At 38.7% G+C, this 24,962-nt stretch carries 24 protein-coding genes; 2 read left to right on the top strand and 22 right to left on the bottom strand.

The features are described from left to right. The first annotated feature begins 347 nt into the window (after nt 1-347). Both HEQ28_RS00730 and HEQ28_RS00725 read left to right on the top strand, forming a co-directional pair. Nucleotides 348-2,417 (top strand): DNA topoisomerase 3, encoded by a 2,070-nt coding sequence (locus HEQ28_RS00730; protein WP_434503287.1) that lies wholly within the window; start codon nt 348-350, stop codon nt 2,415-2,417. A 32-nt stretch (nt 2,418-2,449) separates the two neighbouring features. Next, nucleotides 2,450-4,501, top strand: coding sequence for a PorE family type IX secretion system protein (locus HEQ28_RS00725; protein WP_434503286.1), 2,052 nt, complete (start codon nt 2,450-2,452; stop codon nt 4,499-4,501). An 18-nt stretch (nt 4,502-4,519) separates the two neighbouring features. Here the strand turns inward: HEQ28_RS00725 and HEQ28_RS00720 are convergent, their stop codons facing one another. From HEQ28_RS00720 to HEQ28_RS00615, 22 genes are read right to left on the bottom strand one after another with little or no spacing between them, the layout of a single operon-like run. Continuing rightward, a complete protein-coding gene (locus HEQ28_RS00720) occupies nt 4,520-5,659 on the bottom strand; it encodes a 1-acyl-sn-glycerol-3-phosphate acyltransferase (RefSeq protein WP_434503285.1) in 1,140 nt (379 codons plus the stop codon). Nucleotides 5,660-5,687: 28 nt separating this feature from the next. After that, nucleotides 5,688-7,010, bottom strand: coding sequence for a phenylacetate--CoA ligase family protein (locus HEQ28_RS00715; protein ID WP_434503284.1), 1,323 nt, complete (start codon nt 7,008-7,010; stop codon nt 5,688-5,690). A 15-nt stretch (nt 7,011-7,025) separates the two neighbouring features. Next, nucleotides 7,026-7,841 carry an alpha/beta hydrolase gene (locus HEQ28_RS00710; protein WP_434503283.1) on the bottom strand — a complete coding sequence of 272 codons (816 nt, stop codon included), beginning with the start codon at nt 7,839-7,841 and terminating at the stop codon, nt 7,026-7,028. Further along, nucleotides 7,819-9,345 (bottom strand): phytoene desaturase family protein, encoded by a 1,527-nt coding sequence (locus tag HEQ28_RS00705; RefSeq protein ID WP_434503282.1) that lies wholly within the window; start codon nt 9,343-9,345, stop codon nt 7,819-7,821. Before HEQ28_RS00705 ends, HEQ28_RS00710 begins: the two co-directional genes overlap by 23 nt. Beyond that, the gene (locus HEQ28_RS00700) at nt 9,345-10,844 is read right to left on the bottom strand and encodes a phytoene desaturase family protein (protein WP_434503281.1); all 1,500 of its coding nucleotides are present in this window, start codon (nt 10,842-10,844) and stop codon (nt 9,345-9,347) included. Before HEQ28_RS00700 ends, HEQ28_RS00705 begins: the two co-directional genes overlap by 1 nt. Beyond that, nucleotides 10,841-14,317 carry a 1-acyl-sn-glycerol-3-phosphate acyltransferase gene (locus HEQ28_RS00695; protein WP_434503280.1) on the bottom strand — a complete coding sequence of 1,159 codons (3,477 nt, stop codon included), beginning with the start codon at nt 14,315-14,317 and terminating at the stop codon, nt 10,841-10,843. The genes HEQ28_RS00700 and HEQ28_RS00695 overlap by 4 nt, the downstream gene beginning before the upstream one ends. Next, nucleotides 14,311-15,066, bottom strand: coding sequence for a glycosyltransferase family 2 protein (locus HEQ28_RS00690; RefSeq protein WP_434503279.1), 756 nt, complete (start codon nt 15,064-15,066; stop codon nt 14,311-14,313). Before HEQ28_RS00690 ends, HEQ28_RS00695 begins: the two co-directional genes overlap by 7 nt. Continuing rightward, on the bottom strand, nt 15,066-15,431 hold the full coding sequence (locus tag HEQ28_RS00685) for a beta-hydroxyacyl-ACP dehydratase (protein ID WP_434503278.1): 366 nt from the start codon (nt 15,429-15,431) through the stop codon (nt 15,066-15,068). The genes HEQ28_RS00690 and HEQ28_RS00685 overlap by 1 nt, the downstream gene beginning before the upstream one ends. Next, entirely contained in the window at nt 15,415-15,906 is a 492-nt protein-coding gene (locus HEQ28_RS00680) for a hypothetical protein (RefSeq protein WP_434503277.1), read from the bottom strand. Before HEQ28_RS00680 ends, HEQ28_RS00685 begins: the two co-directional genes overlap by 17 nt. Continuing rightward, nucleotides 15,869-16,507: an outer membrane lipoprotein carrier protein LolA gene (locus tag HEQ28_RS00675; protein ID WP_434503276.1), complete on the bottom strand. Its 639-nt coding sequence runs from the start codon at nt 16,505-16,507 to the stop codon at nt 15,869-15,871. Before HEQ28_RS00675 ends, HEQ28_RS00680 begins: the two co-directional genes overlap by 38 nt. 22 nt (nt 16,508-16,529) lie before the next feature. Continuing rightward, nucleotides 16,530-16,880, bottom strand: coding sequence for an EamA family transporter (locus HEQ28_RS00670; RefSeq protein WP_434503275.1), 351 nt, complete (start codon nt 16,878-16,880; stop codon nt 16,530-16,532). Next, nucleotides 16,877-17,503 carry a beta-ketoacyl synthase chain length factor gene (locus tag HEQ28_RS00665; protein ID WP_434503274.1) on the bottom strand — a complete coding sequence of 209 codons (627 nt, stop codon included), beginning with the start codon at nt 17,501-17,503 and terminating at the stop codon, nt 16,877-16,879. Before HEQ28_RS00665 ends, HEQ28_RS00670 begins: the two co-directional genes overlap by 4 nt. Further along, nucleotides 17,493-18,671, bottom strand: a complete 1,179-nt coding sequence (locus tag HEQ28_RS00660; protein WP_434503273.1) for a beta-ketoacyl-[acyl-carrier-protein] synthase family protein — start codon at nt 18,669-18,671, stop codon at nt 17,493-17,495. Before HEQ28_RS00660 ends, HEQ28_RS00665 begins: the two co-directional genes overlap by 11 nt. Further along, the gene (locus tag HEQ28_RS00655) at nt 18,671-18,928 is read right to left on the bottom strand and encodes a phosphopantetheine-binding protein (protein ID WP_434503272.1); all 258 of its coding nucleotides are present in this window, start codon (nt 18,926-18,928) and stop codon (nt 18,671-18,673) included. The genes HEQ28_RS00660 and HEQ28_RS00655 overlap by 1 nt, the downstream gene beginning before the upstream one ends. A 1-nt stretch (nt 18,929) precedes the next feature. Continuing rightward, the gene (locus tag HEQ28_RS00650; protein WP_434503271.1) at nt 18,930-19,487 is read right to left on the bottom strand and encodes a hypothetical protein; all 558 of its coding nucleotides are present in this window, start codon (nt 19,485-19,487) and stop codon (nt 18,930-18,932) included. A gap of 2 nt (nt 19,488-19,489) precedes the next feature. Beyond that, nucleotides 19,490-20,626 carry a beta-ketoacyl-[acyl-carrier-protein] synthase family protein gene (locus HEQ28_RS00645; RefSeq protein ID WP_434503270.1) on the bottom strand — a complete coding sequence of 379 codons (1,137 nt, stop codon included), beginning with the start codon at nt 20,624-20,626 and terminating at the stop codon, nt 19,490-19,492. Continuing rightward, complete coding sequence (locus HEQ28_RS00640; protein ID WP_434504403.1) at nt 20,623-21,042, bottom strand: acyl-CoA thioesterase; 420 nt, start codon at nt 21,040-21,042, stop codon at nt 20,623-20,625. Before HEQ28_RS00640 ends, HEQ28_RS00645 begins: the two co-directional genes overlap by 4 nt. Further along, a complete protein-coding gene (locus HEQ28_RS00635; protein WP_434503269.1) occupies nt 21,039-21,476 on the bottom strand; it encodes a pseudouridylate synthase in 438 nt (145 codons plus the stop codon). Before HEQ28_RS00635 ends, HEQ28_RS00640 begins: the two co-directional genes overlap by 4 nt. Further along, complete coding sequence (locus tag HEQ28_RS00630) at nt 21,476-22,357, bottom strand: LpxL/LpxP family acyltransferase (RefSeq protein ID WP_434503268.1); 882 nt, start codon at nt 22,355-22,357, stop codon at nt 21,476-21,478. Before HEQ28_RS00630 ends, HEQ28_RS00635 begins: the two co-directional genes overlap by 1 nt. Before the next feature lie 5 nt (nt 22,358-22,362). Continuing rightward, nucleotides 22,363-22,605: an acyl carrier protein gene (locus tag HEQ28_RS00625; protein ID WP_018462434.1), complete on the bottom strand. Its 243-nt coding sequence runs from the start codon at nt 22,603-22,605 to the stop codon at nt 22,363-22,365. A 27-nt stretch (nt 22,606-22,632) separates the two neighbouring features. After that, nucleotides 22,633-23,724 carry a class I SAM-dependent methyltransferase gene (locus HEQ28_RS00620; protein ID WP_434503267.1) on the bottom strand — a complete coding sequence of 364 codons (1,092 nt, stop codon included), beginning with the start codon at nt 23,722-23,724 and terminating at the stop codon, nt 22,633-22,635. 2 nt (nt 23,725-23,726) lie between these two features. Continuing rightward, on the bottom strand, nt 23,727-24,947 hold the full coding sequence (locus HEQ28_RS00615) for a beta-ketoacyl-[acyl-carrier-protein] synthase family protein (protein WP_434503266.1): 1,221 nt from the start codon (nt 24,945-24,947) through the stop codon (nt 23,727-23,729). Between the last annotated feature and the right edge of the window lie 15 nt (nt 24,948-24,962).

The following is a 24,962-nucleotide window of genomic DNA, read 5'->3' as shown; positions in this document are numbered from 1 at the left end:
GTTTTCTATTTGTAGCGACAAAGATACAAATTTATCCCAATTATTTACGCTATATATTCACTTTTTTGCTATTAAAGACATAGCTAAACTTAATTTACACAAAGGTATGAACCCCGCAATAATAAAAAAACTATTTTTTATTTTGTATTGTGTTCGGCTTGACTTTTAACTGCGTTGAAGGTAGGCTGCGCCTCAACAAATTTCGACGAACCGAAATATAACCAAATTTATTTGTGTTATATTGAGGCAAGGATGAAATTCACTTTAAGTAATTAAAATAAAAAAACTATTTTTTATTTTGTATTGTGTTCGGCTTGCACTACCTTTGTAGACTAAAATAAAGAAATATGATTGTTTGCATAGCTGAGAAACCTAGCGTAGCTAAAGACATTGCACGCATCCTTGGGGCCAATAGTTCCAGAGATGGATACATGGAAGGAAACGGATATCAGGTCACATGGACTTTCGGTCATTTATGTGAGTTAAAGGAGCCAAACGACTACAGTGAGAATTGGAAACACTGGAGTTTGGCTGCTCTTCCTATGATTCCATTACGCTTTGGAATAAAGCTCATTCCTGATGACGGAATAAAGAAACAGTTTGCTACAATCGAAAGACTTTATTCACAAGCCGACGAGATTATAAACTGTGGTGATGCCGGACAGGAAGGAGAACTTATCCAAAGATGGGTTATGCAGAAGGCAAATGTGAAATGCCCTGTAAAAAGACTTTGGATATCATCTATGACTGATGAAGCTATCAAACAAGGCTTTCAAGAACTCAAAGAACAGGTTGATTATCAACCGTTGTATCTTGCAGGTCTAAGCCGTGCAATCGGTGACTGGTTGCTCGGTATGAACGCCACACGTCTATATACTCTTAAATACGGACAGAACCGACAGGTACTTAGTATTGGACGAGTTCAGACCCCTACTCTTGCCCTTATTGTAAACAGGCAGAAAGAAATAGAAAACTTTAAACCTGAAACATATTGGGTTTTGGCTACAATATATCGTGACACGCAATTCACGGCAACATCGGGCAAGTTCACCAGTAAGGAAGAGGGTGAACAGGCTTTTGCAACAATTGAGGGAAAGCCTTTCTTCATCACCAACGTGCAGAAGAAAAAAGGTACTGACGCACCACCACATCTATATGACCTTACTTCATTGCAGGTAGACTGTAACAAAAAATTCGGTTATTCAGCTGAAACCACTCTTAATATAATCCAGAGTCTTTACGAAAAAAAATTCACCACATATCCACGTGTTGATACTCAATATCTGAGTGATGACATATACCCAAAGTGTCCACAGATACTCAACGGAGTGAGCCAATGCAAGATCGACAGTCAGCCTAAGTATATGGAATTGGTTAAGAATCTTGCAGCAATAAGTGCCAAACTCCCAAAGAGTAAAAAGGTTTTTGATACGAGTAAGGTTACAGATCACCATGCCATTATTCCTACAGGTGTACCTGTAAACGGCTTGACAAATATGGAACAGAATGTGTTCGATCTCATCGCTACACGTTTCATAAGCGTATTCTATCCAGACTGTAAATTCTCTACGACAACAGTACTTGGAGAAGTTGACAAGATTGAATTCAAGGTTATAGGAAAAGAAATTCTTGAGCCTGGCTGGAGAGTTGTTTACAACAAGGACACAAATACAAATGACGATGACGAGAAGAAGAGTGACGAAGAACGAACATTGCCTACATTCACAAAAGGTGAAAATGGTCCTCACACTCCTACCCTTACAGAAAAGCAGACAACTCCACCTAAATACTATACCGAGGCTACATTGCTAAGAGCAATGGAGACTGCTGGTAAATTCGTTGACGATGAGGAACTGCGTGCAGCATTAAAGGAAAACGGTATCGGTAGACCTTCTAGTCGTGCCGGAATTATTGAGACTTTGTTCAAAAGAAAATATATACGTCGCGAGCGAAAGAATCTGCTAGCTACCCCCACAGGCGTGGAACTGATAGACATGATTCATGAAAAACTTCTCACAAGTTCTGAACTTACAGGTATATGGGAAAAGAAGCTGCGAGATATTGAGCATAAGAAATATGATGCTGCCATGTTTATCGAGGAATTGAAAAACCAGATTTCTGATATTGTCAACGATGTATTGTGTGACAATAGTAACAGACGCGTCACTATTATGTCTGACGAAGACATGAAGAAGACTGTCAAAAAGAAAAAGGCTACTCCAAAGAAGAAGGAAAAGGTTGAAAATACGCCACAAGCTACCCAAGAAAATAAAGATAAGACAACTATTATTCCAAATGATGAACTCATAGGAAAGGTATGCCCTGAATGCGGAAAGGGACACATCATAAAAGGTAAGAACGCTTATGGATGCAGCAACTGGAAAGAAGGTTGCAAATTCGTTTTACCTTTTGAATAATAATATAAACAATGTATTTGCGTTATTACTACATGCGCAAGTTTTACATCATATATATATTTACGGCATTATGCCTATTCGCTTCATGCGGTGCTGAACGAAGTCTGAAAAAGGCAGAGGAGCATCTGGCTCTAGGCGAATATTATGATGCCGCAACAATGTTTAGAAAAGCATATCAGCAGACTCCAGCAAAGAACCGTGATGAAAGAGGATTATATGCTGTTAAGATGGCACGATGCTATGCAAAGATTAACCAGACAAAACGTGCGATAGCTGCTTTTCAGAATGCTGAAAGATATAATCATGCAAGCAATTCCGACAATTTGACGTTGGCACGCATGATGCTTAAAGACGCACAATATAAAAATGCAGAGAAGATATTTCTATCACTAAAAGACTCGCTACCAAATGACATACTAGTGAAAAACGGTCTCATCTCTGCACAGAAGGCAGCATCGTGGAAAAAGCAAGATAGCAGATACACTGTAAAAAGGATGAATCTGTTTAATTCCAACAAAGGCGAATACTGTCCCAAACTTCAAGGTGACAGATATTCACAAATCTATTTCACATCTACACGTAATACAGCTCTTGGCAATGAACTAAGTGGAATAACTGGAGCTAAAAACGGCGATATATTCTTATCAGAAAAAGATGATAAGGGCAAATGGACCAAACCGGAAACTATTTCAGGAAGCCTTAACACTGAATATGATGAGGGCGCATGTGATTTTTCTCCAGACGGAAAAACTATGTATATCACACAATGTACTACAGACCCATCATATCCTAGATACGCAAAGATACTCACATCACAAAGAAGCGACGCATCATGGAGCAAAGCTACAGAACTGCCTATTAGCAGAGATACACTTTCAAGTTTTGCACATCCAGCAATATCACCAGACGGAAACTGGATATATTTCACGTCAGACATGCCTGGAGGCAAAGGTGGACTTGATATATGGAGAATAAGGATAACACCTGCCGGACTTGGAGGAGTTGAAGACTTGGATTCAACAATTAACACACCGGGTAACGAAGAGTTTCCTTCATTCCGTCCTAATGGAGACTTGTATTTTTCCAGCGACGGGCATCCTGGAATGGGTGGACTTGACATTTTCATTGCAAAAACAGATAAGAATACAGGAAAAATAAAGATAGAACATCCTGGATATCCACTAAATAGTGCCGACGATGATTTTGGTATCACTTTTGAAGGTCCACACAATCGTGGTTTTTTCTCTTCCAACCGCAATGACGGAAAAGGATACGACCACATCTACAGTTTTGAAAATCCAGAGATTATACAGACGATAAAGGGATGGGTTTACGAAACCGACGGATATGAACTGCCTAAATCTCAGGTATATATGATTGGTAACGATGGAACAAACCTGAAACTAAGCGTTAAGGGGGATGGTTCTTTCACGCAGACCGTATCTCCAGGAGTAGACTATGTGCTTCTTGCTACATGTGATGGATTTCTTAATCACAAAGAAGAAATAAATATTGGAAGTGTAAAGGAGTCAAAGGAATATACATTGCAATTTCCGTTGGCATCAATAGTTGCCCCGGTACTTATTGACAACATATTCTATGATCTCAACAAAGCATCTCTTCGCCCAGAGTCTGCAACAGCACTAGACAAACTAGTTACTTTGCTGAATGAGAATCCTCATGTAACAATAGAGTTGTCAGCAAACTGCGATTATCGTGGAGGTGATGAATACAACAAGATTTTATCACAGAAACGTGCAGAAACTGTTGTGAGGTATCTTATCAGCAAAGGTATTGCTGAAGACCGTCTCACCCCAGTAGGATATGGAAAAGAAAATCCAAAGACAATAAAGAAGAAAATCACAGAGAAGTATGATTGGCTGAAAGAAGGCGACCGACTTACAACGGAATACATCAAGAAATTAAGCAACGAGAAACAGGAGATATGCAACCAGTTAAACCGTCGCACAGAGTTTCGTGTCATCAGAACCACTTATGGCTTGTTTGACAAGAACGGCAATCTGAAAGAATTGCCTAAGACAAAGAATAAGAATAAAGATGCAGATGCCGAGATATACTTTTAGCAAAGCATAATCATCATGCTATATAACTCCCAATTTGATTTTATTACTTACAGGATTGGCGTATATTCCAAGAAATAAATCCTTTAAAATATCTGGTTCGTCAACATCATAATCGTTTAGACAATCCATATATTTCATGAAATGCATCTTGTCGGCAGGCGTGTAATATGCATTGAAACGAGTCTGACCATGACGGATATCATGAGCCAAATAATTATTTGGACAAAGTTTATATGTACTGTTGATTCTTTCATCCAGTAGATTGGCTACCAAACGATGATAGTCGTTATTTGTACAACTATCATACTGACTTAAATCATCTTCTGTAACTTCGTCGCAAAGAGAGAAATTTACTCTACCTTTTTCCTGCACAATACCAGTAAGTACACTTGTTAAATCCTCACCAGGCTTCTTTATGTATTTCTCAAATCGACTCTCATACAATTCAATAGCCTTTAAGACATCGCAGCTCTCCCATTCATAGCTAATGCTGACAGGAATAATATGGAGTTCACTCAAAGCCTTTATTTTATCTTCAGGACGGCTCATGCAAAACATTTTTATAATTCCCTGATCAGTATGGTCGTCACCATCCTTTGTTCTCCCGTTACGCTGGGCTATCCAAACACTCTGTTTTTTTTCAATGATAGTGTTACGTATATAATCGCTAAGATGTCGTGACGACATATAGAAATCTTTCAGCTTTCCACCACGCTCAACTCTAAACATCTTATTACTTTTACCTATATCAGTAATAAGTCCCTTTGTCATGAGGTTTGCACCAAACGTAATCTCTGTGGTATCGCGTCCTCTCTGTGCAAACAGATATTGCAACAAAGACGCATCAAGCATTATATCCCTATGATTACTCACGAAAAGATATTGCGTATCAGAATTCAATTTTTCAAATCCCCTAAAGGTAAGTTCAGTCATGGAACGCTCAATAATCTGTCTGTTCACAGGTATCATGACACCATACTGAAAATCCTTAATGGTCTTGAATGAAAGCACCATACTGCGCACATCATCCAAATCCCTACCAGGAAATATCCACGAAGCCAATACTGGAAAAGCATTACTTGTTGCAATGCGTCTCATGGCAGAAGGTATCTCCTCATCATTATATGGACGGATATCATCAAATTCGGATGTAATCATTAGATATAATATATATTTGATGTATATTCTATTTCTTTCTCAAGTCGATAAACTTAACAGGCTTTCTTGTCTTTGGTGGAAAGTTTATCGTCTGAACTTCGGCAACAGGATGTATTTCTATCTTCGGAGACACACGCAGATGAGCACGGAATCTATTTTTAAGGTCTTCTACTATGGCACCTGGATTCTCGGCAATAGCCTTGTGCTTTGCCAAAGCATCCGATTTAAGTCCAACCTTTACGACAACATCATCAGTTCCAGCCTCGGATTCCTGCACATATACTACATAATTCTGCACATAGTCAGTATTATCAAGTATATCATTTATAGCAGGCGGATAGAGAGTAGTACCCTTCAGTTTGATCATGTTATTTTTTCTACCAACCAAAGGAGTAAGTCGGTAACTGTTTCTGCCGCATTTGCAAGGCTCAACGATCTTCGCGCACATATCACCAGTGCGGAATCTAAGAAGTGGCATTCCCTCAACTCCAAGAGTTGTTATAACAACCTCTCCAATCTCACCATCAGCAACAGGCATATTATCCTCACCAATAATCTCGACAATGATAAGTTCTGGATGCACATGACCACCACAACCATACTCACACTCGCTGAATGTAGAACCCATCTCTGTACTTGAATATGTGGCAAAGAGCTGTACGTTCCATTTATTCTTTATCTGCTGTCCAAGAAGATTTAAAGAGAAATCCTGATTACGCAAGCCCTCACCAATACCGATAATTTTCCTTATGCTTGAATTCTTATAGTCAATATCGTGCTCCTCGGCATACTGGATGAGACGCGGAATGAATGAAGGTACACACATAATGCTGTCAGGCTTTATTCTCATTATGGTGTCCCATTGCAATTCAGGAATACCATTGCCAACTCTGATGATAGAGGCTCCGAGCTCCCTGATACCAAGGAAATAAGCAAGTCCTGCCATGAAACGTTTATCGATTGTAGTCATCAACTGTAATATATTTCCAGGATGAAGACCCGCACACGAAAAACTTTTCTTCTCATTATAAGCCAAGCGCTGCAAATCAACCTCTGTACAACCAAAGGTAACAGGTTCACCTAAAGTTCCACTTGTTGTGATATAGTCAATAACCTTTTCTTTAGGTACACACAAGAAATCTTCATTGAACAATTGTAGATCTTTCTTCTCTGTAAACGGAATGTTTACCAAGTCTTCTATTTGACGTATATTGTTGATATTTATATGGCACTTGTCAAATAATCGCTGATAATATGGTGAATGTTCTTTTAAATAAAGAACAGCCTTACGCAGTTTTTCATCTTGAAAAGCTTTGATCGTATCTATTGACTCAAACTCAATATCTTTCATTTTCTACATTATTATTTAGTCTATTCCCTTCATCCAAGCAAGGAAACGTTCTTTCCACGTAATAGCCTCAGCACTAGTTTTTGAGGCTGTAGTTCCAAATCCATGACCACCCGTTTTATACTGTATATAAAGATGCGGTTTATGATTGGCGGTAAGCGCACTATCCATCAGCATAGCGTTATGATAATTCACGATAGGATCATCCTTGCAGTTTGCGATAAACACAGGACACGGCATCAAGTCAGCATGCTTCTCTACAGACAACGAGTCACAGATAGTCTTATTGCGCCACCTACGCTCGCCAAGCAATCCCCTTCGGCTTCGGCGATGTACAAATTCGTCACGTGAAAAAGTGATAACAGGATATAGTGATGCTACGAAATCAGGCTTATAGCATGGTTGCAGATATTCGGCAGCACATAGAACAAGATGACCTCCAGCCGAGAAACCCATCATTCCTACCCTATTATATCCCTTACTTTTCACTAACTTCATTGCCTTTTCAACAGCTTGAATCTGATCGGGATACTGATGTCCACGAAAAACCAATCTACTGTGCCATGCAAAGCCCGCCCAACCAGCAGTAGGATAATAAAGCACATAAGCAGCTATACCATTAGCATTTAGCCATTTAGCGACCTCACTTCCCTCATATTTCTTGCTAAGCCAACAATAGCTTCCACCAGGACATACGATAACGGCAGTAGAAGTTTTGCATGTAGGTTGGTATTCAACAAGACTGCTGAAACCGTCAATCCTATTCTGTGCTTTTAACGGACAAGCAATAAGCAAAAGTAAGAATATTATTTTAAACAGACGCATTATATTCATTGATTTTATTCAATATAACATTATGCCCCACGATAGCTTCCGCGGTATTAACAGCAGTAAGCGGTACGCCACAGAATCCATGCAGGTTTATATTCTGACCTGTCATAAAAAGATTTCTAACCTTTGTATATATGGACACCTGTGACTGGGCAATATTGTTGCAGTCCTTGAACATACCATAAAGAGCACCTTCTGGTTCATCATAATAATCCCTGATGGTAAGAGGAGACGAACCGAACATATACTCCACCTTATCACTAAATCCTGGATAAAGGATTTCCATTCGGTCAAGTATCTTATTGATATGCCATTGTTTCCATTCATCATATTCTTCACCTCTTTTACCAGTAGAAGTATCACTCCATCGTTCCACAGCACTATACGGCATAATCGCATTGACAACCATTTTAACAGCATACTTACCTTGATTTTTTTCACAAGGTGTCATATACATGAAACCACGAGGCCAGTCTTCGGCATCATATTCAGCGTAGTTCCACACCTTACCATAATCCTGCTGACAATAGCATGTATGGTTTATAAAAGGAAAACTATCTGGCTTGAAAATGAAATAAGCACAGAAAGAAGAATAACTATTTGGAGCTTCGGCAATTCTATCTCTGAAAGCTTTGGAAAAAGCCTTACTATCTGTCATCTTCAACATTTCAAACGGATGTATTGCCGAAATATAATAATCAGATGAATATACATTTCCATTCTGAGTATGAAGAGCGGTAATCATTTTGTCGACAATATCAATATTAACGACCTTATCACCGCCTATAACTGCACCACCATTCTGACTTATTATATCGGCAAGGGCATCTGCCATTTGCTGACTATTAACAGCAAACCTGCTAGGTCCATCAATATATAGCACGTTGATAAGTGCATGAATATAAGTTGGGGTTTTACCCTTGACACCACCAAACATAGGATTCATATAACTCAATAAATCTCTAAGTTTAGGATCCTTTATGTAATGAGCAACAAACTCATCTGCAGGCCACATAAACTCTTCGGAATGTGTGTATACATGTTCATTATTAGGGCGAAGATAGAAAAAGTCAATCTCATCAACCATTTTATAAATGGCATCAACATAAGCATGTATATTGTCTCGCTCGGAAGGAAACTCCGAAGCAAAATATTCAGCGAAAGCCTCACGTCCTTCAGGAACACGATAAGTTTTTTCGTCAGAAAAATACGTTATCTGGTCCATGCAGTCATGATCGGTATCGCGGATATCCATCTTATCATAAATTCCTAGATAACGGCATATCTTATTTAATGCTCCGCCTTCACGCATTCCACCTAGCAAATGCATACCTGTCTCGAAACTTACGCCATGACGATTAAAAGTCTGCAAGCCACCACCTATAACCTTGTTTTTCTCTAACACCGTGACACGGTAGCCCTCCTTACTAAGGAAAGCAGCGACGAACAAGCCACCAAGTCCACCACCTATAACGGTTACTGTATTTTGGATATTATCGTTTTTCATTATATTTTTGTAGATTCAGTCATTTGTCTTATTATCTCTTCAGAACTTATCAACTCACCACAAGTAACAACAGTACCGACAAGTACTCCCAATATTCCATGACTGTTTACATTCTGTCCAGTAAGTAACAAATTGGGTATCTTTGTGCGATGATGAACTCTTGCAGCAGGACCTAGAGTTATGTCTCTAGCTATGCCATACATTCCTCCTGCCTCAGTTCCAGTATAGTCTCTATATGTAAGCGGAGTACTAGTATAATATGACTCAATACTATCACGCAAACAAGGGAACTCTTTTTCAACACTCGCTATAAGCTTTTCAGTCTTCAACTTCTTAAACTGCTCGTAATCTTGACCACGATGTCCGACGGAAGTTCCTTCCCATTTAACGACATCATCATACTGCATATAGGATATGATAAGTCCACTCTTAGCATATTCATGGTTAGCTGTATCACAAAAGTGCATATACAAATATCCCTTTGGCCAATCGTTATCAGAATATTTTTCACAGTCCCATGGTGATTTTCCTGCATAACCATAGAAATTACTATTCATATAATGCTGAACTTTATCCTTGAATTTAATATAAACGGTAAAGCAGCCTACAGTATTCGGCAAAGTCTTTATTCTTTTTCTATAAGCATTGCGCAACAGTGGCGAATCCGTAAGCTCTATTGTACGAGCAGGATGAAGATCAGAGATAAACACATCGGCATCATATCGTGTTGCATCATCAGTAACGACAGCAACGGCATGACTGTCATCACACTCTATTTTTACTACATTCTGGCGAGTGATCACCTTTCCTCCATACCTTTCTATCGTATGAGCAAGAGACTTGGCGATGAGATCACTACCTCCAACAATTCTGAAGGCACTCTTGTTATAGAAATCAGCAACAAAAGCATGAGTTGAGAAAGAAGTTTTTCCCTTCTCAGCAGCATAAAGCGGGAGATTCCCGACTAGGACATTACGAAGTTCGTCATTATGAATAGTCTCATTGAGCACATCGTCTATACTACGAAGAAGATATTCATTGTTTATCGCTTCATCAGTCTGAGTGTGTTGAAGGCTATGCAATGAAGACGCAGCAGAAACCTTATCAATGATATCACAATATGCATTGAGATCATCTTCAGAATCAGGAAAATACTCAAGCATCTGCTTGATGAAGTTATAACGTCCATTGGCAAAGCGGTATCTCTTTCCAGCAAAAGACACTACATCATATCCTGTTTCATCAAGTCGACTCAACTCGACATCACGGTCGATTTCAAGATACTTAAACATGGCATCCATAGTCTGTCCTTTGTCGGCACTTCCTATGAAATGCATTCCTGTCTCGAACTTAACTCCGTCACGACAGAAACATTGCAGGCATCCACCTATCTGGAAATGCTTTTCAAGCACAGTCACATCATAGCCATTCTTGGCAAGGATGACTCCACTTGACAGACCGCCTAAGCCGCTTCCTATTATAACACACTTCTTTGTCATCGGTCCTTATGATATATATTTAGGTTTTGTGGCAGGTATGCCATATTCTTTACAACAGCATAGTCATCCTCACTATCAACATACGCATTCACAGATGTACCAGGATGGACGAGCGCATAGAGATAAGGAAGTTCACACAATCCAGCATTATAGAATGTACGCTCAGTAAGACCTTTCTCACTATCTGCGTCAACAATAGATGAATAACTATCGTTGGACTTTATGTTTCTTTTACATCTACGCTCTATTTCAAGTCCCTTATATCTATACTGAGACTTAACAAAATTGACATAATACGCAGCATCCTCGTTTTCGGCGCACATTTTTGCATATTCATCAACATAGAGTTTATGGATGTTATGAGTCAACTCACGATATCCACTTCCCATTGAAGTGTCATCTGAAGATATGCGTTGCAATATTCTGACATTCATTGTTCCTTCTCTCAACATGAAATCTGTCTTAGGAAGTATATGGTCCTGTCCATGCATGACAACAGGAACGATATCTGCATGAAGAAGTTCAGCTAGATAGAAAGCTCCCTTATGGAAACGATGCAAACGATGGTCTACTGACCTTGTACCTTCTGGGAATATACAGATAGAATAGCCACGACTGTAAAGAGACCTTAAGTCATCAATATGCGCATCAAGTCCGTCGGATGCAGGTAAAAATTCTGCTTGATGTATCACGGCACCATAAAAATGATTATTCCATGCCCATTTATTGGTAAGGAATATTATCTTAGGGCATAACGTCATAAGGCATAACGTGTCGAGATGACTTAAATGATTACTTATTATCACAGCTGGTTTATCAAACTTCTCACCAACAAGGTTATTAAATCTGAACTTCACTCCAGGAATCTTGTTGACTATAATATTTGCCATATTATACAAGAGTTTATGATAGCGCAGTTTCTTCTTTTCCGTAGTCCTGCCTATATGGAAATAAAACCACGTAAACGGTAAAAGGAAGAAATACATAATAGCAAGGAAGAAAAGCATGGAACCTAAAGAATAGGCAAAACGCCTTAATGTAAGCGGAACTTTACGTATGCTTCCATTCTTAACTGTAAGCAGACGGAACACCAAAGGAGGGAGATAATATGCCATTACAACAACCGTAAACATACCTATTATCGTGACAGTAGCCAAAGAGCGCAAAGCTGGATGACGAGCAATGACAAGACTGCCAATACCTATAAACATGAGAATGGATGAAATAGCCACACTGCGCTTGTAGGAAGCAAGTCGTTTCTTACCTGTAGCATATTCATACATCAGCCCCTCGGTGATAAAGATCGTATAATCGTCACCCTGTCCAAATATGAACGTTGCAAGAATGATGTTGACAATATTAAACTGAACTCCGAAAATATGCATTATTCCCAATATCCACACCCAACTGACAGCTAGCGGAAGGAAAGACATCAACGAAAGTTCTATCTTTCCAAATGAAAGCCAGAGGAAGAAGAATACCACAAAACCACAGACAATTCCTATATAGTTGAATGAATTATTTAATAGTATTACCAATTGATTCCCTATATCTTTTGAAGAAAAGGCATAGCAATTGGCTGAATTTATCTTTTGCCGTATATTTGTGGTATCGCTTACAGAAGTGAGATAGTTAACTATTTTGCAGTTACGATTCTCATTCAAGATAAAAGTTCCATTGAGCAAATTAATTATCGGATTAAAATGAGTGATATCCTTAACGTGATGATCAGCATTCATCATATCATAGAAAGGCGTAAATGCGCCTGATGAATAGCCTTGCAAAGCGGCTTCTTTCTTTATCTTAGCAACGAAAGCCTTTCTTGTTCCATGCTGCCAGTAGTTGTTCCATCTTGCTAAAGCCTCACGCTGCATCATCTTTGATGGAACGAAATTGCCTATTCCACTCATCTTACAACCTGTCCCCTGAATAACTTTACCAATATGTTCATTAGCATTAAGAGCCTCATCAAGAGTTCTGCCTTCGGCAACTGCATACAAAGGAGCCTCGGTTTGCATACCAGAAAGCATCTTCATATCTCGCTTCTGGTCAGCAGTCATATAATTGATATGACTTAAATCACTATCAAAAGAGGTTTGAAGGGAATAATATCCGAGTATCAGAGTTATGATTACAACTGCTGGAAATACATATCTACGAGTAGCACCTGTACTTATATAATTTTCAACCTTTTCTATCAGACTACCTACAATACTACCAGTATAATGATTATCATTCCCCTTGCTTTGTTTAGCATATAAAGGAAGGAATACAAGCACAAACAATATTGTACCCACAAGCATCAGTGAGCCGAAGACACCAAGGTCTCTCATCGCCTGAGCATCAAGCCAAATAAGACACATAAAAGCAGCAACAGTAGTGATATTACCTATCAACAAAGGAGGAATCATCTCCTTTAACGCAGCCCTGCGGTCATGAACTTCACGTATGTGATCAAGAAAATGTAACGGATAATTAACAGCAATACCTATTATCACCGACCCGATACCAAGTACGATTATCGACACTTCATCATTGAACAAAGCCATTCCAGCTATTGCGAACAACCAACCGAAAGCTAACGATATTCCTATCCAGATTATGTCACTGATCTTTCGATAATGCAACCATAATATCAACAGTATCAATACGGAAGCAATAGACACGGCAAGCAATGAATCCGATTTAATCTGATTAGCATTGCTGACTGCAATCAAAGGTGCACCAATAGCACTTATATGAATATTAGGATACTGCTTCTGAGTTTTTGCAATAGCTCGGTCAAGCATAGCTGCTATCTCACCGTTCTCATGGGTTTCACTAGAACCATATTTACTGTTCATCGTGATTATAGACATTTTCTCGTCTTCGGAGAACAGATAACCATCTATTACTTGAAATCTGCTATTAAGTTGGAAGTTCTGCATTCTCTTCAAAACAGGAGAAAACAGATGAACAGGATCATATTTCATGTTCTGCAAAGCCATTCCTGCTGTAGGCAGCATTAGCAGCTTCTTATTTTCAACAAGTTGGTCTTTAACGTAATTATCATCGCTGAGAAGCGAATCAATACGCTGATAATCCGATTTCGTAAGGAAATAAGGATAATTCTGTCCGACAAACTGAATTATATCAAATATCTTTGTCTGGTTGACGCTCACCTGTAAATTATCAATCAACTTACTGTGGCTAATCTCTCCACCAAGCGTTTCCATTGCAGCCTCAAGACTATCAGTATCAACAGTACGTGTTGAATCCTTTGCCGTGAACATCACTGCAATTCTATTTTGCAAAGCAATGCGCTGATACACATCCTGATACTTCTCGTTCTGTGCATTATGTGGAAGGAACTTCGCTATATCCTCTTCATAATGGATGCCCGTTGCAAGAATAATTGCAACGACGCAGAATATAAATAGTATAAGTGATGCTACAACCTTATTCTTTGATAATATATCGTATATCTTCAACATTTTAACCACTTATATATAAGTTTTGGTAAATAATAAAACAAAGCTCCCATGCACAACATTGTATTTAGGATGCTTATCCTGAAGAAATCATACCCAGGACGGAAATGCGTCACACGTTCTTCAGGTGAAGGATAATACACACGTACACCAACCTGACGTATATCGATGTCATGCCAAGCAGAGAACACCAACAATTCCAATTCAGCTTCATATCGCGACGTGAATATCCACGAATTTTTAATGCGAGTGATTGGATAAAGACGGTAGCCACTTTGTGTATCATCTAACTTAACCAATGTCTGCACAGTAAACCAGAAATTAGAAAACTTATTTGCAAACGTATTGCCACTAGGCATATTGTCTTCACATAGATTTCTCACTCCTATTATCAATGATCCCGGATGTTCACGATAAGCATCTATAAGAAGAGGTATGTCTTCAGGGAAATGCTGTCCGTCTGAATCTATCGTAACAGCATTAAGAAATCCCATACTCAATGCTTTTTTAAATCCACATTTAAGAGCATAACCCTTTCCACGATTATGTTCATATTCCACTACCGTCAATGGGAAAGCGATATCCTGCAATATGCGATGTGTGTCATCATCACTACCATCATTAACAACAATGATATTCTGAGTTATTTTGTATATGCGCGACAACACGTCGGCTATGGTTCCAGAATTATTATATGTAGGAACTATAACGCATATCCTCTCACGGTTCATAAACTCAGCTGTATCGTACATCACAGGCAATTATATATTATTGAGAATTTTGTATATATCTTATTTTCGTCTGCTATCACTCCCTTTATCTTAAGCATGTCACCGTCTTCTTCAATTCTGTCAATACTTACACAGACAGAAGGACTGTCAACAGGAGATATCGGACTTACAAACTTCAAGTTTTTGACCATAGATAGACGAAGAGATTTCTTTATAATCAGTTCGGCTATCTCACTGATTATCTTTATGATGCAGACACCTGGAGTGATTGGATTTCCTGGGAAATGAGCATGATATATTATATGATCAGCATTAAACTCTATGTGAGCTTTCCTACCGTCATCACTCCATGTCTTTATGGAATACATATCATTGATCAGCTTCATTATCCTTACCTTTTAATTGTTCCAAAGTGTATGTTATGCTGTACTTTTTATTTTCAAGTATCACGCTATCATCAGCACGTCTTATCACCCTATCATGGTTTTCCTTTTCTAAATCATCTTCTGTAGCAGAAAAAAGGTATTCAAGGTCAGTCTTCAATACCTTCCTTATATACCATTTGTCCAGGAATGAGATAACATTTACCAATTCAACCTTGCGTCTATCTTCACTGATACAGAAATTCAAAGCACTGATACCAAACTCATTCATTAGAGCACATTTAATGACTCCAGTAGAATCGCATTTCATTATGAGTATTCCGCTTACATCAGCATCTTTTACACCAATGCTCATCTTATATTCCTGTCTGCCAATACTATCTGTACAGCCAAGAATATAATGCTTCTGCGCATGTAATGAAACACAAAACAGCAGCAGACTACTTAACAAAAAATATCTGGTCTGGAATATTTTCATTTGTACGTACACCTGAAAGGGTTATTACTGTAGCATCACCAGAAGTTTCTGTCATCACTACCTGCGACACCATATTGTGACGACTGTTGAAATGAAGTTGAACTGTGCGAAACATCTTCTTCATCTGTGCTTTCTTTGGAGTGAGCACAGCTATCCATTCATTACCATCAACATACATCTGAGTATTAAAGTCATTATTTTCTTTAAGACTTTTTCCTGTAATGCTATTGATCATTATCTGCGCAATGCTCTTGAAAAGTTGGCTAGTTCTTATGTCTATGACCTGACTTTTAGCCCCAGACTTAATGTAAACCTTTCCACCATTGATAGCGAATGTATATTTGTAAGGCGAATTATACTCCCAACGAAGCTTACCTTGATTGCTATAATACATCCTACCATAAGACTTAACATTCTCGTTGAGGAAAGAAACAGACTTAACCTGCGAGAAGTTACTTTGTATTGTCTTTATACTTGCAGCTGTGGCATTTATGATGCTTATCATTTTTGCCTGTTGAGCACCGCTCACCTTCTGCATTCTTTGTGCTGAAACGCTTAACATCGAAAACAGCAACACGATAAAAAACAGTAACTTTTTCATATTCTTTATTTTTTTATTCTCTTTATTTTGCCACAAGCACACAGCCAGCCATAATAAGTAATACGCCTGCCCAACGTGTATATGGAATTGATTCATGAAAGAATATCACTGCTGCGAACATTCCTAATATATAACTTAGCGATATCATTGGGTATGCCATTGAAAAAGGAAAGTTCTTTATGATATACATCCATAGTATTGTTGCTACACCATAGCATACACCACATCCCAACCAATACATATTGGTGAGTTGATCGAAGATGAAAGACAAAGACATGTGAAAGTCGCCCATCTTACGCAGGGCAAACTTAAGAAAGACCTGTCCTCCACACAACAACATGCTTTGCAATATAGATAATATTATCAGTCTCATATCTTTGAGTATATTATTTCTGCTGTATCACCATTTATACGGTCGTGACTTATCTTTATATCCTCTATCATCTTATAGGCTTTATCTGTTTTTTCAGAAGAAAGCACCACAGCATAAGAGCGATCCTTAACATCAGACTTCAATCCAACCTTATTAGCCTTTAAACGAATATCTTGAGTAATCTCATCGTTTACACAAACCAAAGCTGTCTTTATCTTTCCAAGTTTTATCTGCATATAGGCATCAAGCATTCCACTCTCAAATGAAATATTCTTATGAGAATACGTACAGTTATATCCATGATTATGGGTATACATTCCAATCAGAGATGCTATCGTGTTATGAGTAGACTGCATGAAGTTCGTTGGCATACTTACAGATTCTCCTTCAACAGATAATGCAGTAAGAAGTCTCTCTGAATTTTCTACACATCCTAAAGCAGTACCATTTATAATAGCATCAGGCTGCCCTATTCCACTTATCTTTATGGCTTTCATTGCAGAAACCAATGCACGTTTAAGAAGCCTACCGTATCTACGCGTCTTTATTGGATTAAGATATTCCCGATATTCTGTTTCAGAAACATTATCCACTTCGGCTATAACATACACATTATTCTCCATATCGTGAAATTATTATAGATGAATCGTTGCCACCAAATCCGAAAGAATTACACATCACATTGTCTATCCTTCCAAAAGGACCAGTTACATAAGGCGTTACACAACTATCGTCAGCTTTTGACCATCCGATATTTGCAGGAACAAATTGATGCTGCAATGAGAGAATGGAATAAATGGCCTCTATACTTCCAGAAGCACTCGTTGTATGACCAGTGTACATCTTTGTAGATGACACTTTTGGCATTTTATTTTCAAACACTCGCATAAGCGCAGTGCTCTCACATGCATCATTATTAGGAGTGCCCGTTCCATGAGCATTTACATATTGAATATCAGTAACCTGAATATCAGCTTCAACAATAGCTTTTGACATGGCAAGGAAAGCACCCTCTCCGTTTTCTGATGATGCAGTCTGGTGATATGCGTCGCATGCGTTACCTGTTCCTTTCAGTTCCGCCAACACATTGGCTCCACGTCTCTTTGCGCTATCCTCGGATTCGATAACTATAAAACCAGCACCTTCACCAAGGTTTAGTCCTGCTCGGTCTGCATCGAAAGGACGGCAGATTGAGTGATCTAATATCATCAACGACTTGAAACCATTAAGATGAAAACGACTTAGGCTCTCTGTTCCACCTACAACGACAATATCTTTCAGTCCAGATTCTATCATTTCTGCACCAACTATTATAGCATTCAAAGCTGATGAGCATGCCGTGGAAATTGTTGTGGCAAAGTCAAAATTACCAAAATAATCAGCAATACGGTCCGTGCCTGATCCACAGTCATGATTTTCAAGTATATCTGCACTAAGATTGTCGGGATAAAACTTTTCTGTTCTATCCATTCCTCCAACGGTTGTACCTGATATCAAAGCTAAATGCTCGGTATCTTTCAATCCGGCAGATTGCAAAGCCTCACCAACGGCTAGCATACCAAGCAAGTCGGTACGACTCTCCTTATCAGTATAAGGAATATTGAGCAACAGACACATCTCCTCATTACTAAGTTTAACCTCACCAACAGGAAACTCAATATGCTCTGTATCAAGATATTTGACCTTACAGATGCCGGACTCGCCTTTTCTAAGCGAATCATAGTTTTCAGCAACATTATGACCAATTGCCGAAACAACACCCATACCAGTTATCAATATCCTTTTATTCATTACTTTTTTCTGTTCTTCTCTACGTAATCAGCCATGACATTGACTGACTTGAATATGTTTTTTCCTTCCTTAGGATCACTGATTTTTATACCATAGTTTTTCTCTAGCAATACGATAAGTTCCAACGCATCAATAGAATCAAGTCCAAGACCATCCTCACCAAACAAAGGAGCATCGTCTTCAAGATCTGTAACTACTATATCCTCTAGGTTTAGAGCATCAATTATCTTTCCTTTCAGTTCTTCTTTCAGTTCCATATTATTTTTCTATTATGTAGATTTCCGCATTAAATTCTTCTTCACTTTCTGCTTCCAGCCAACCAGTGATAACACTTGTCGTCATATTGTCTGTCAGCACTCCGTCGATGATGTTTTCAAGAACATCTTCATCACGTTTTTCTATAACGATGAAATTTGTCTCACCGTAGTATTTATTCCTTATTGCAATCTCGCCTGTAACTATATTAGGTAATGTATAGACAAACATAGCTGGACTTGGATAAAAACTTTCACGATTACAGATATTGCTTTCAAAAGATTTATCAGCATGCAATGACGAACTTCTGTTGAAAAATACCACAGCTCTGTCCTCACGTGGTTCAAATCTTACTTTCCCTTCTGCTTGCAAAAGTAATTCTGTGGCTATGAATCCCAACTTAGAAAGAATATCCATCTTGAAGTATTTTGGGTAGTCATTCACATATTTTCGATACACTTCGGTAAGTATACTACCTCCCGAACATGTAACGTCAAGCGGTTTCCCGTCTACCACTACTTCTGTTGTGGTTATCGTTATTTTATGAACAGCTTTTTTCATATTCATCTTCTACTAAAAAGCATTGCAGCATTGCACCCTCCAAAGCCAGAAAGCAATTTGATAAATGTCTTCTTGTCGGTATGGCGAATTTTATTACTTATGTTCACAGGATGAGTTACTCCTATTTCATCAAAACCTCTTGTGGCTAGTATTAGTCCATCATCAAGAGCCTTCATAGACAAGATACTCTCAAGAACTCCGGCTGCTCCCATTGTGTGACCATAATAACCTTTATATCCGTTTACCGGTGTATCAGAAAGTCCAGCACGTGATATTGCGATACTTTCCATTTCGTCATTATAGGCAGTTGCTGTACCATGTACGTTAACGCAAGCGATATCATCAGACACAACTTCATCAGTCATCACGTATTTCAACGCACGATAACTTCCCTCACCAGTCCGTGAAGGACCAGATATGTGATTAGCATCATTTCTTATAGCTCCTTTCACTGCTTGCCAACCATCAATAAAGTTGTCACAGTGCTGATATATAATCGTTGCGGCAGCCTCACCAAGATTCAGTCCATTTCTATTTTTACTGAAAGGACGGCATACTTCAGGGGAAAGTGCCCTGAATGACTGGAAACCACTCACGATAAACGGACTCTGTTCGTCTGCGCCTATAACAACAGCGTTATCATATTTGCCACTTTCCAGACATCTATTTGCAACAATCTGCGCACAAACACCTGAAATACAGGCATTTGAAACGACAACAGGCATATTGGTATTATTAAAATGGCGTGATATAACATTCGCCATAACTCCTAGCAACACACGGTCATCATCGACACCAGGTACATTTCTTTCGAGCAATGATACGTTTCCCTTCGTGGTTGACAATATAAATATTGTCTTTTCAGAAGAAGCGTCAATACCACTGTCTTGAATTGCCTTGGTTGCTGACAGCAAAACCATTTTCTCAAATCGTGTATATATATTGTCGGTATGAATTTCAGAGGCAAAAATATCCCCAATCTGATTATCTTGAAAGAGGGAAGCCACAAAATGTTCTGGAAGTTTCCACTTGCCGTCGTATATTTTAAGGCATGATTTACCTTCGCATACAGCTTTGTAGTTGTCTGCAGTGGTAAAACCTAACGGTGATGTTATGTTATCAGCGATTTTCCTTATCATTTATTTAGCCATTTCTTTTTCCATTCTTGATAGAATAACGGATTTTCCCACATCAAGTTGTATTCCTTGTCAAGAAACACCTGTACGGTATGTCCTGTAACAAGTAGTTCATCCGTCTCAGTATCGTATATTTCATAATCAAACACCATTTTAGCCGCCTCAGTAGGACGGTATATGATGTCGATTCTTGGTTTCATTCCATATCTCATCGGCTTACGGTAATGGATATTCATATCTACCAAAGGAGCAAAACATCCATTGCCGTATATCGTCATATATTCCAGACTGTATTTACGTCCAAACTCCTCACGTGCATCTTCGAGATACAAAGGATAAGAACCATGCCAAACAAATTGCATGGAATCAACTTCACTAAATCTTATTTCAAACTCTTTAGATGCTTTTAATTCCATTATTGTAATTTTACTTCTTCTGCCATTGCAATTTTCATTTCGGCTGTAGCAATGATTCTGTCACAGCATTTCACAGTGGCATTGACTAATGTTATCTCCATCACCTGTTCTGTAACGTATATTGTGGTATCAAGAACATCACCAACCTTCGGGGTTTCTGAAAACTCTAAATTCTTTATTCCACCAATGAAACCAATCTGTATTCCACGCTTCAGGATATATTTATTTATATATCCTAAACGTGCAGCACATGTCTGAGCAATATTCTCAGCTATGGCACATTCGTTTAGAACACCATCCTCAACAAATATGTTATCTTTTCTGACAGTAAACTTTGTCGACGTTATCTTCTCGTCAAAGAAAGTCAATGTATCTACCATCACAAAAGGTTCCTGCTGAGGCAAAAGTTCGTGTATGTCAATCTTTTCAAGTTCCATCAATTCCAGAATTCAAAATAGTTAAACCATTGTGTTGGATATTCATTCACAACATTCTCGAGATTGTTTGCATATTGATATGCTAGATTTTCGGCACGTTGCTTTATGTTACCTTCCGTCTGTTGCAACTGCTTTATGTGTATGCGATATTTTTTATAACCAGTCTTCATTACATTTATCGCCAGAACTGCAACTTCACGTTGTGCGGCAACAGCAAACGGACCTACAGGAAACTTAGCTTTGCATCCTAATAAATCTATATTATAATGACGACTACTACCAAAGATTCTATCTGCAGGCAAACTGAGTATTTCTCCGTTTGCAAGAGCATTGCTCATCTCAAACAGATGACTCATATCTTTCTTTATAATTATCATGTGACGGTTCTTGGTTTCAAACATCTTACGCCTATTATCCATCACTGTTTCAGCTTCTCCAGAATAGACAAGAGCATTAAAACGTTTTGACTCAGCTTCTAAAGTATAACCAGCCACTTCATAGTTTCCTATGTGAGCACTAAGTATTACAAAGCCATCTTTTGAGTCTACAAGATTATGATATAAATCCCAGTCTTCCACTTCAATATTCAGTTTACCTCCTGAATATGTATAAAAGCGATCAAGGATTATTCCCGCAAACATGCAATGATTCTTATATGTATGCCAAAAGGCAAGCGCCATATTCTCGTTTCTGCGCATTACGAAGAAATGATATATGGCGATATATCCCTTATGAGAAAACAACATACAGAAAGGAATCACGAAGACGCAGACAAATAAGTACACTCCTCTATAGGGAAGATTATGCATCATCCATATCAGACTTCGGTGCATCCATTTTGTGCCACTAGTCTTACCCTTCCATTCCTTTTCTGCACTCATCTTTTCTAAGCAACCTTTGACTGTATATAGTCACAGAAATCATTCAATGTCTTAACGCTAGCCATCTCTTCTGGCTTGATTTTAAAACCGAACTTTTTCTCTACTATAACAACGATATCCACGAAGTCAAGACTGTCAATACCTAAGTCGTCTTTAAGTAATGCTTCTGGAGCAATTTTCTCTTCTTCAACCTCCAGGTCATCAATAAGGAACTCTCTAACTTTCTCTTCAATTTCGTTTCTTTCCATAAAATATTGTTTGTTTTTATTATATTCTCATTTCTTACGACAGCACAGTATACTGTGTCCCTGTCCAAGATTATCATGTATCGCTTCTATCTTTAACCCAGCCTTATCCACCAACTCAGCTATCTCGTCAGAACCATACATCTTACTATTTCCGTTTGCCATTGCGGTGAAGTATAAACTTATCTGAGTAAGACAGAAAGCAGCAGGTTCATATTTCTGACGATTCCATAAAGTCTCCATTATATACATTGTGCTGTCATCATCCATCACCTTTACCGCGCGCTTCAATATACTAAGTATCTCTTTCTCACTGAAACAATCAAGAAACTGACTCATCCAGATAACATCCCAATGTGAAGTATCAGATAAATCGTTGTTCTCATCAAGAAGGTTAGTTGGATAAACATGTATTCTATCAGCACCATCCTTGCCTGAAACATTTTCACGCATCATGTCAAGTTGTTGTGGCAAATCTACGATTGTCACATTTACATTCTCGTCATGACTAACACACTGCATCGCCCAACGACCAGTATTACCGCCAACATCCATTAATGTTTTTGGAGACGAGGCAAACACAATCTTTAATGCCTCCTCAAAGGAACTGTCGCTGTAGAAATGATCAAATGCGAACCAACTAGACTTCGCATTCTCAGGTAATGTTGAGAGTCCTTCATATATGGTAGACCAGTTGCCTAATTGTTTCAATCCTGCAGGGCGTCCTTCCTTCAAAGCCGTCTCCAAATCAAACATACCAAGATAGTTTACATCATGGTTGAAATCAATATTGACTATCGTTGCAGGATCGTTTACAAGAAACCATCCTATCTTTGATATAGTAAACTTACCACTGTTACTATCAACCAAGACAGTACCTATTGTAAGTGAAGCCTCCATAATGCATTTTGCCGCATATTTTGTAATACCAGCACGCTCAGCAACCTCATCGGAAGTAAGTTCTTCATCACGAAGCATTTCCAAAATGCCCCATTTAAGCATCAGTCGTGACACCTGAAATACAACAGGTCCAAAAGCTATAAATTCAGCTATTCTTTGTGCTTCACGTACAGAATGCTTATCTTTTGTGTATCTCTTTTTAAGTTCTTCAGACAGATGCATAATTATATTTTCTTAATTACAAGTGCAGAATTGGTTCCACCGAAACCAAAACTATTACTCAACACAGTGTTTACTTCTGTTTCTACAGTATGTGTAGCTAGATTCAAATGTTCACTGTATTCATCTGAGTTTTCAAAGTTTATATTTGGAGCGACAAATCCACCCTGCATCATTAAGATTGAATATACAACTTCACTTGCTCCCGACATCCAACATTCATGTCCAGTCATTCCCTTTGTTGATGAAACAAGAGCATGCTTGCCACGAAACATACGGTCTATTGCCATCGCCTCAAACATATCTCCCTGAACGGTACTTGTGGCATGTGCACTTATATAATCAACATCATCAGCCTTCACTTTCGCATCGTCAAGAGCTCTTGTCATAGCGATAACACTACCTTCATCAGATGGTTCAGATATACCACCGCCATTTGAAGAGAAACCATAACCACAGACTTCAGCTAAGATTGTCGCACCTCTACTTACGGCACTTTCGTAATCTTCCAACATCAATGCTGCCGCACCTCCACTAGGAATAAGTCCGTCACGATCTCGATCAAACGGACGTGAAGCCTTTTGAGGTTCATCCATGCGCTTTGAAAAAGCATTCAATGCGTCAAATGTAGCCATGCAGTAATAGTTAACTTCCTGCGCTCCACCACATAGCACACGATCCTGCAATCCCTGCTTTATAAGCAGATAGGCAAGTCCTATTGAATGACTGCCGCTTGCACATGCAGAACTTACGGAGAAGTTTACGCCTTTGAGATGAAAGATACTACTTAGGTTCATGTTTACCGTGGAGTTCATAGACTGAAAGATGAAACCAGAACCAAGCAGTTGGGTATCATGCTTTTCTGCCATTATATTGGCAGCCTCTATGACTGGGCGGGCAGAAGAGTCGTTACCGAATATTACGCCTACCTCATTTTTTGCAAGAAAAGTATCGTCGATACCAGCTTGTTCAAAAGCCTCCTTTGATGCCATATATGCATATTCTGCCTCTTCAGACAGTCCTTGCCTTAGCCTGCGATGAAGTAAGCCTTTCAATACCGGACGTTCCACAATACCAGTAAGTCCAGACTGATAACCATATTCCAATCTATCTTTATCAAGTCCTATTCCTGAGCGACCTGCTTTTAACGATTCTGTAACTTTATCTTTATTTGTGCCAATACATGACCAAATGCCCATGCCTGTCACTACTACTCTTCTTTCCATATAACTATTATTATC

The sequence above is a fragment of the Prevotella sp. genome (assembly GCF_051059605.1).
Lineage (GTDB): Bacteria > Bacteroidota > Bacteroidia > Bacteroidales > Bacteroidaceae > Prevotella.
The sequence above is the reverse complement of the archived record's forward strand: the minus strand, read 5'-3'. Positions and strand labels throughout refer to the sequence as shown.

Bases quoted from the DNA above. Each gene is read 5' to 3' on its own strand.
- HEQ28_RS00730 (WP_434503287.1), top strand. From the start codon at position 348: ATGATTGTTTGCATAGCTGAGAAACCTAGCGTAGCTAAAGACATTGCA.
- HEQ28_RS00725 (WP_434503286.1), top strand. From the start codon at position 2,450: ATGCGCAAGTTTTACATCATATATATATTTACGGCATTATGCCTATTC.
- HEQ28_RS00720 (WP_434503285.1), bottom strand. From the start codon at position 5,659: ATGATTACATCCGAATTTGATGATATCCGTCCATATAATGATGAGGAG.
- HEQ28_RS00715 (WP_434503284.1), bottom strand. From the start codon at position 7,010: ATGAAAGATATTGAGTTTGAGTCAATAGATACGATCAAAGCTTTTCAA.
- HEQ28_RS00710 (WP_434503283.1), bottom strand. From the start codon at position 7,841: ATGAATATAATGCGTCTGTTTAAAATAATATTCTTACTTTTGCTTATT.
- HEQ28_RS00705 (WP_434503282.1), bottom strand. From the start codon at position 9,345: ATGAAAAACGATAATATCCAAAATACAGTAACCGTTATAGGTGGTGGA.
- HEQ28_RS00700 (WP_434503281.1), bottom strand. From the start codon at position 10,844: ATGACAAAGAAGTGTGTTATAATAGGAAGCGGCTTAGGCGGTCTGTCA.
- HEQ28_RS00695 (WP_434503280.1), bottom strand. From the start codon at position 14,317: ATGTTGAAGATATACGATATATTATCAAAGAATAAGGTTGTAGCATCA.
- HEQ28_RS00690 (WP_434503279.1), bottom strand. From the start codon at position 15,066: ATGTACGATACAGCTGAGTTTATGAACCGTGAGAGGATATGCGTTATA.
- HEQ28_RS00685 (WP_434503278.1), bottom strand. From the start codon at position 15,431: ATGAAGCTGATCAATGATATGTATTCCATAAAGACATGGAGTGATGAC.
- HEQ28_RS00680 (WP_434503277.1), bottom strand. From the start codon at position 15,906: ATGAAAATATTCCAGACCAGATATTTTTTGTTAAGTAGTCTGCTGCTG.
- HEQ28_RS00675 (WP_434503276.1), bottom strand. From the start codon at position 16,507: ATGAAAAAGTTACTGTTTTTTATCGTGTTGCTGTTTTCGATGTTAAGC.
- HEQ28_RS00670 (WP_434503275.1), bottom strand. From the start codon at position 16,880: ATGAGACTGATAATATTATCTATATTGCAAAGCATGTTGTTGTGTGGA.
- HEQ28_RS00665 (WP_434503274.1), bottom strand. From the start codon at position 17,503: ATGGAGAATAATGTGTATGTTATAGCCGAAGTGGATAATGTTTCTGAA.
- HEQ28_RS00660 (WP_434503273.1), bottom strand. From the start codon at position 18,671: ATGAATAAAAGGATATTGATAACTGGTATGGGTGTTGTTTCGGCAATT.
- HEQ28_RS00655 (WP_434503272.1), bottom strand. From the start codon at position 18,928: ATGGAACTGAAAGAAGAACTGAAAGGAAAGATAATTGATGCTCTAAAC.
- HEQ28_RS00650 (WP_434503271.1), bottom strand. From the start codon at position 19,487: ATGAAAAAAGCTGTTCATAAAATAACGATAACCACAACAGAAGTAGTG.
- HEQ28_RS00645 (WP_434503270.1), bottom strand. From the start codon at position 20,626: ATGATAAGGAAAATCGCTGATAACATAACATCACCGTTAGGTTTTACC.
- HEQ28_RS00635 (WP_434503269.1), bottom strand. From the start codon at position 21,476: ATGGAACTTGAAAAGATTGACATACACGAACTTTTGCCTCAGCAGGAA.
- HEQ28_RS00630 (WP_434503268.1), bottom strand. From the start codon at position 22,357: ATGAGTGCAGAAAAGGAATGGAAGGGTAAGACTAGTGGCACAAAATGG.
- HEQ28_RS00625 (WP_018462434.1), bottom strand. From the start codon at position 22,605: ATGGAAAGAAACGAAATTGAAGAGAAAGTTAGAGAGTTCCTTATTGAT.
- HEQ28_RS00620 (WP_434503267.1), bottom strand. From the start codon at position 23,724: ATGCATCTGTCTGAAGAACTTAAAAAGAGATACACAAAAGATAAGCAT.
- HEQ28_RS00615 (WP_434503266.1), bottom strand. From the start codon at position 24,947: ATGGAAAGAAGAGTAGTAGTGACAGGCATGGGCATTTGGTCATGTATT.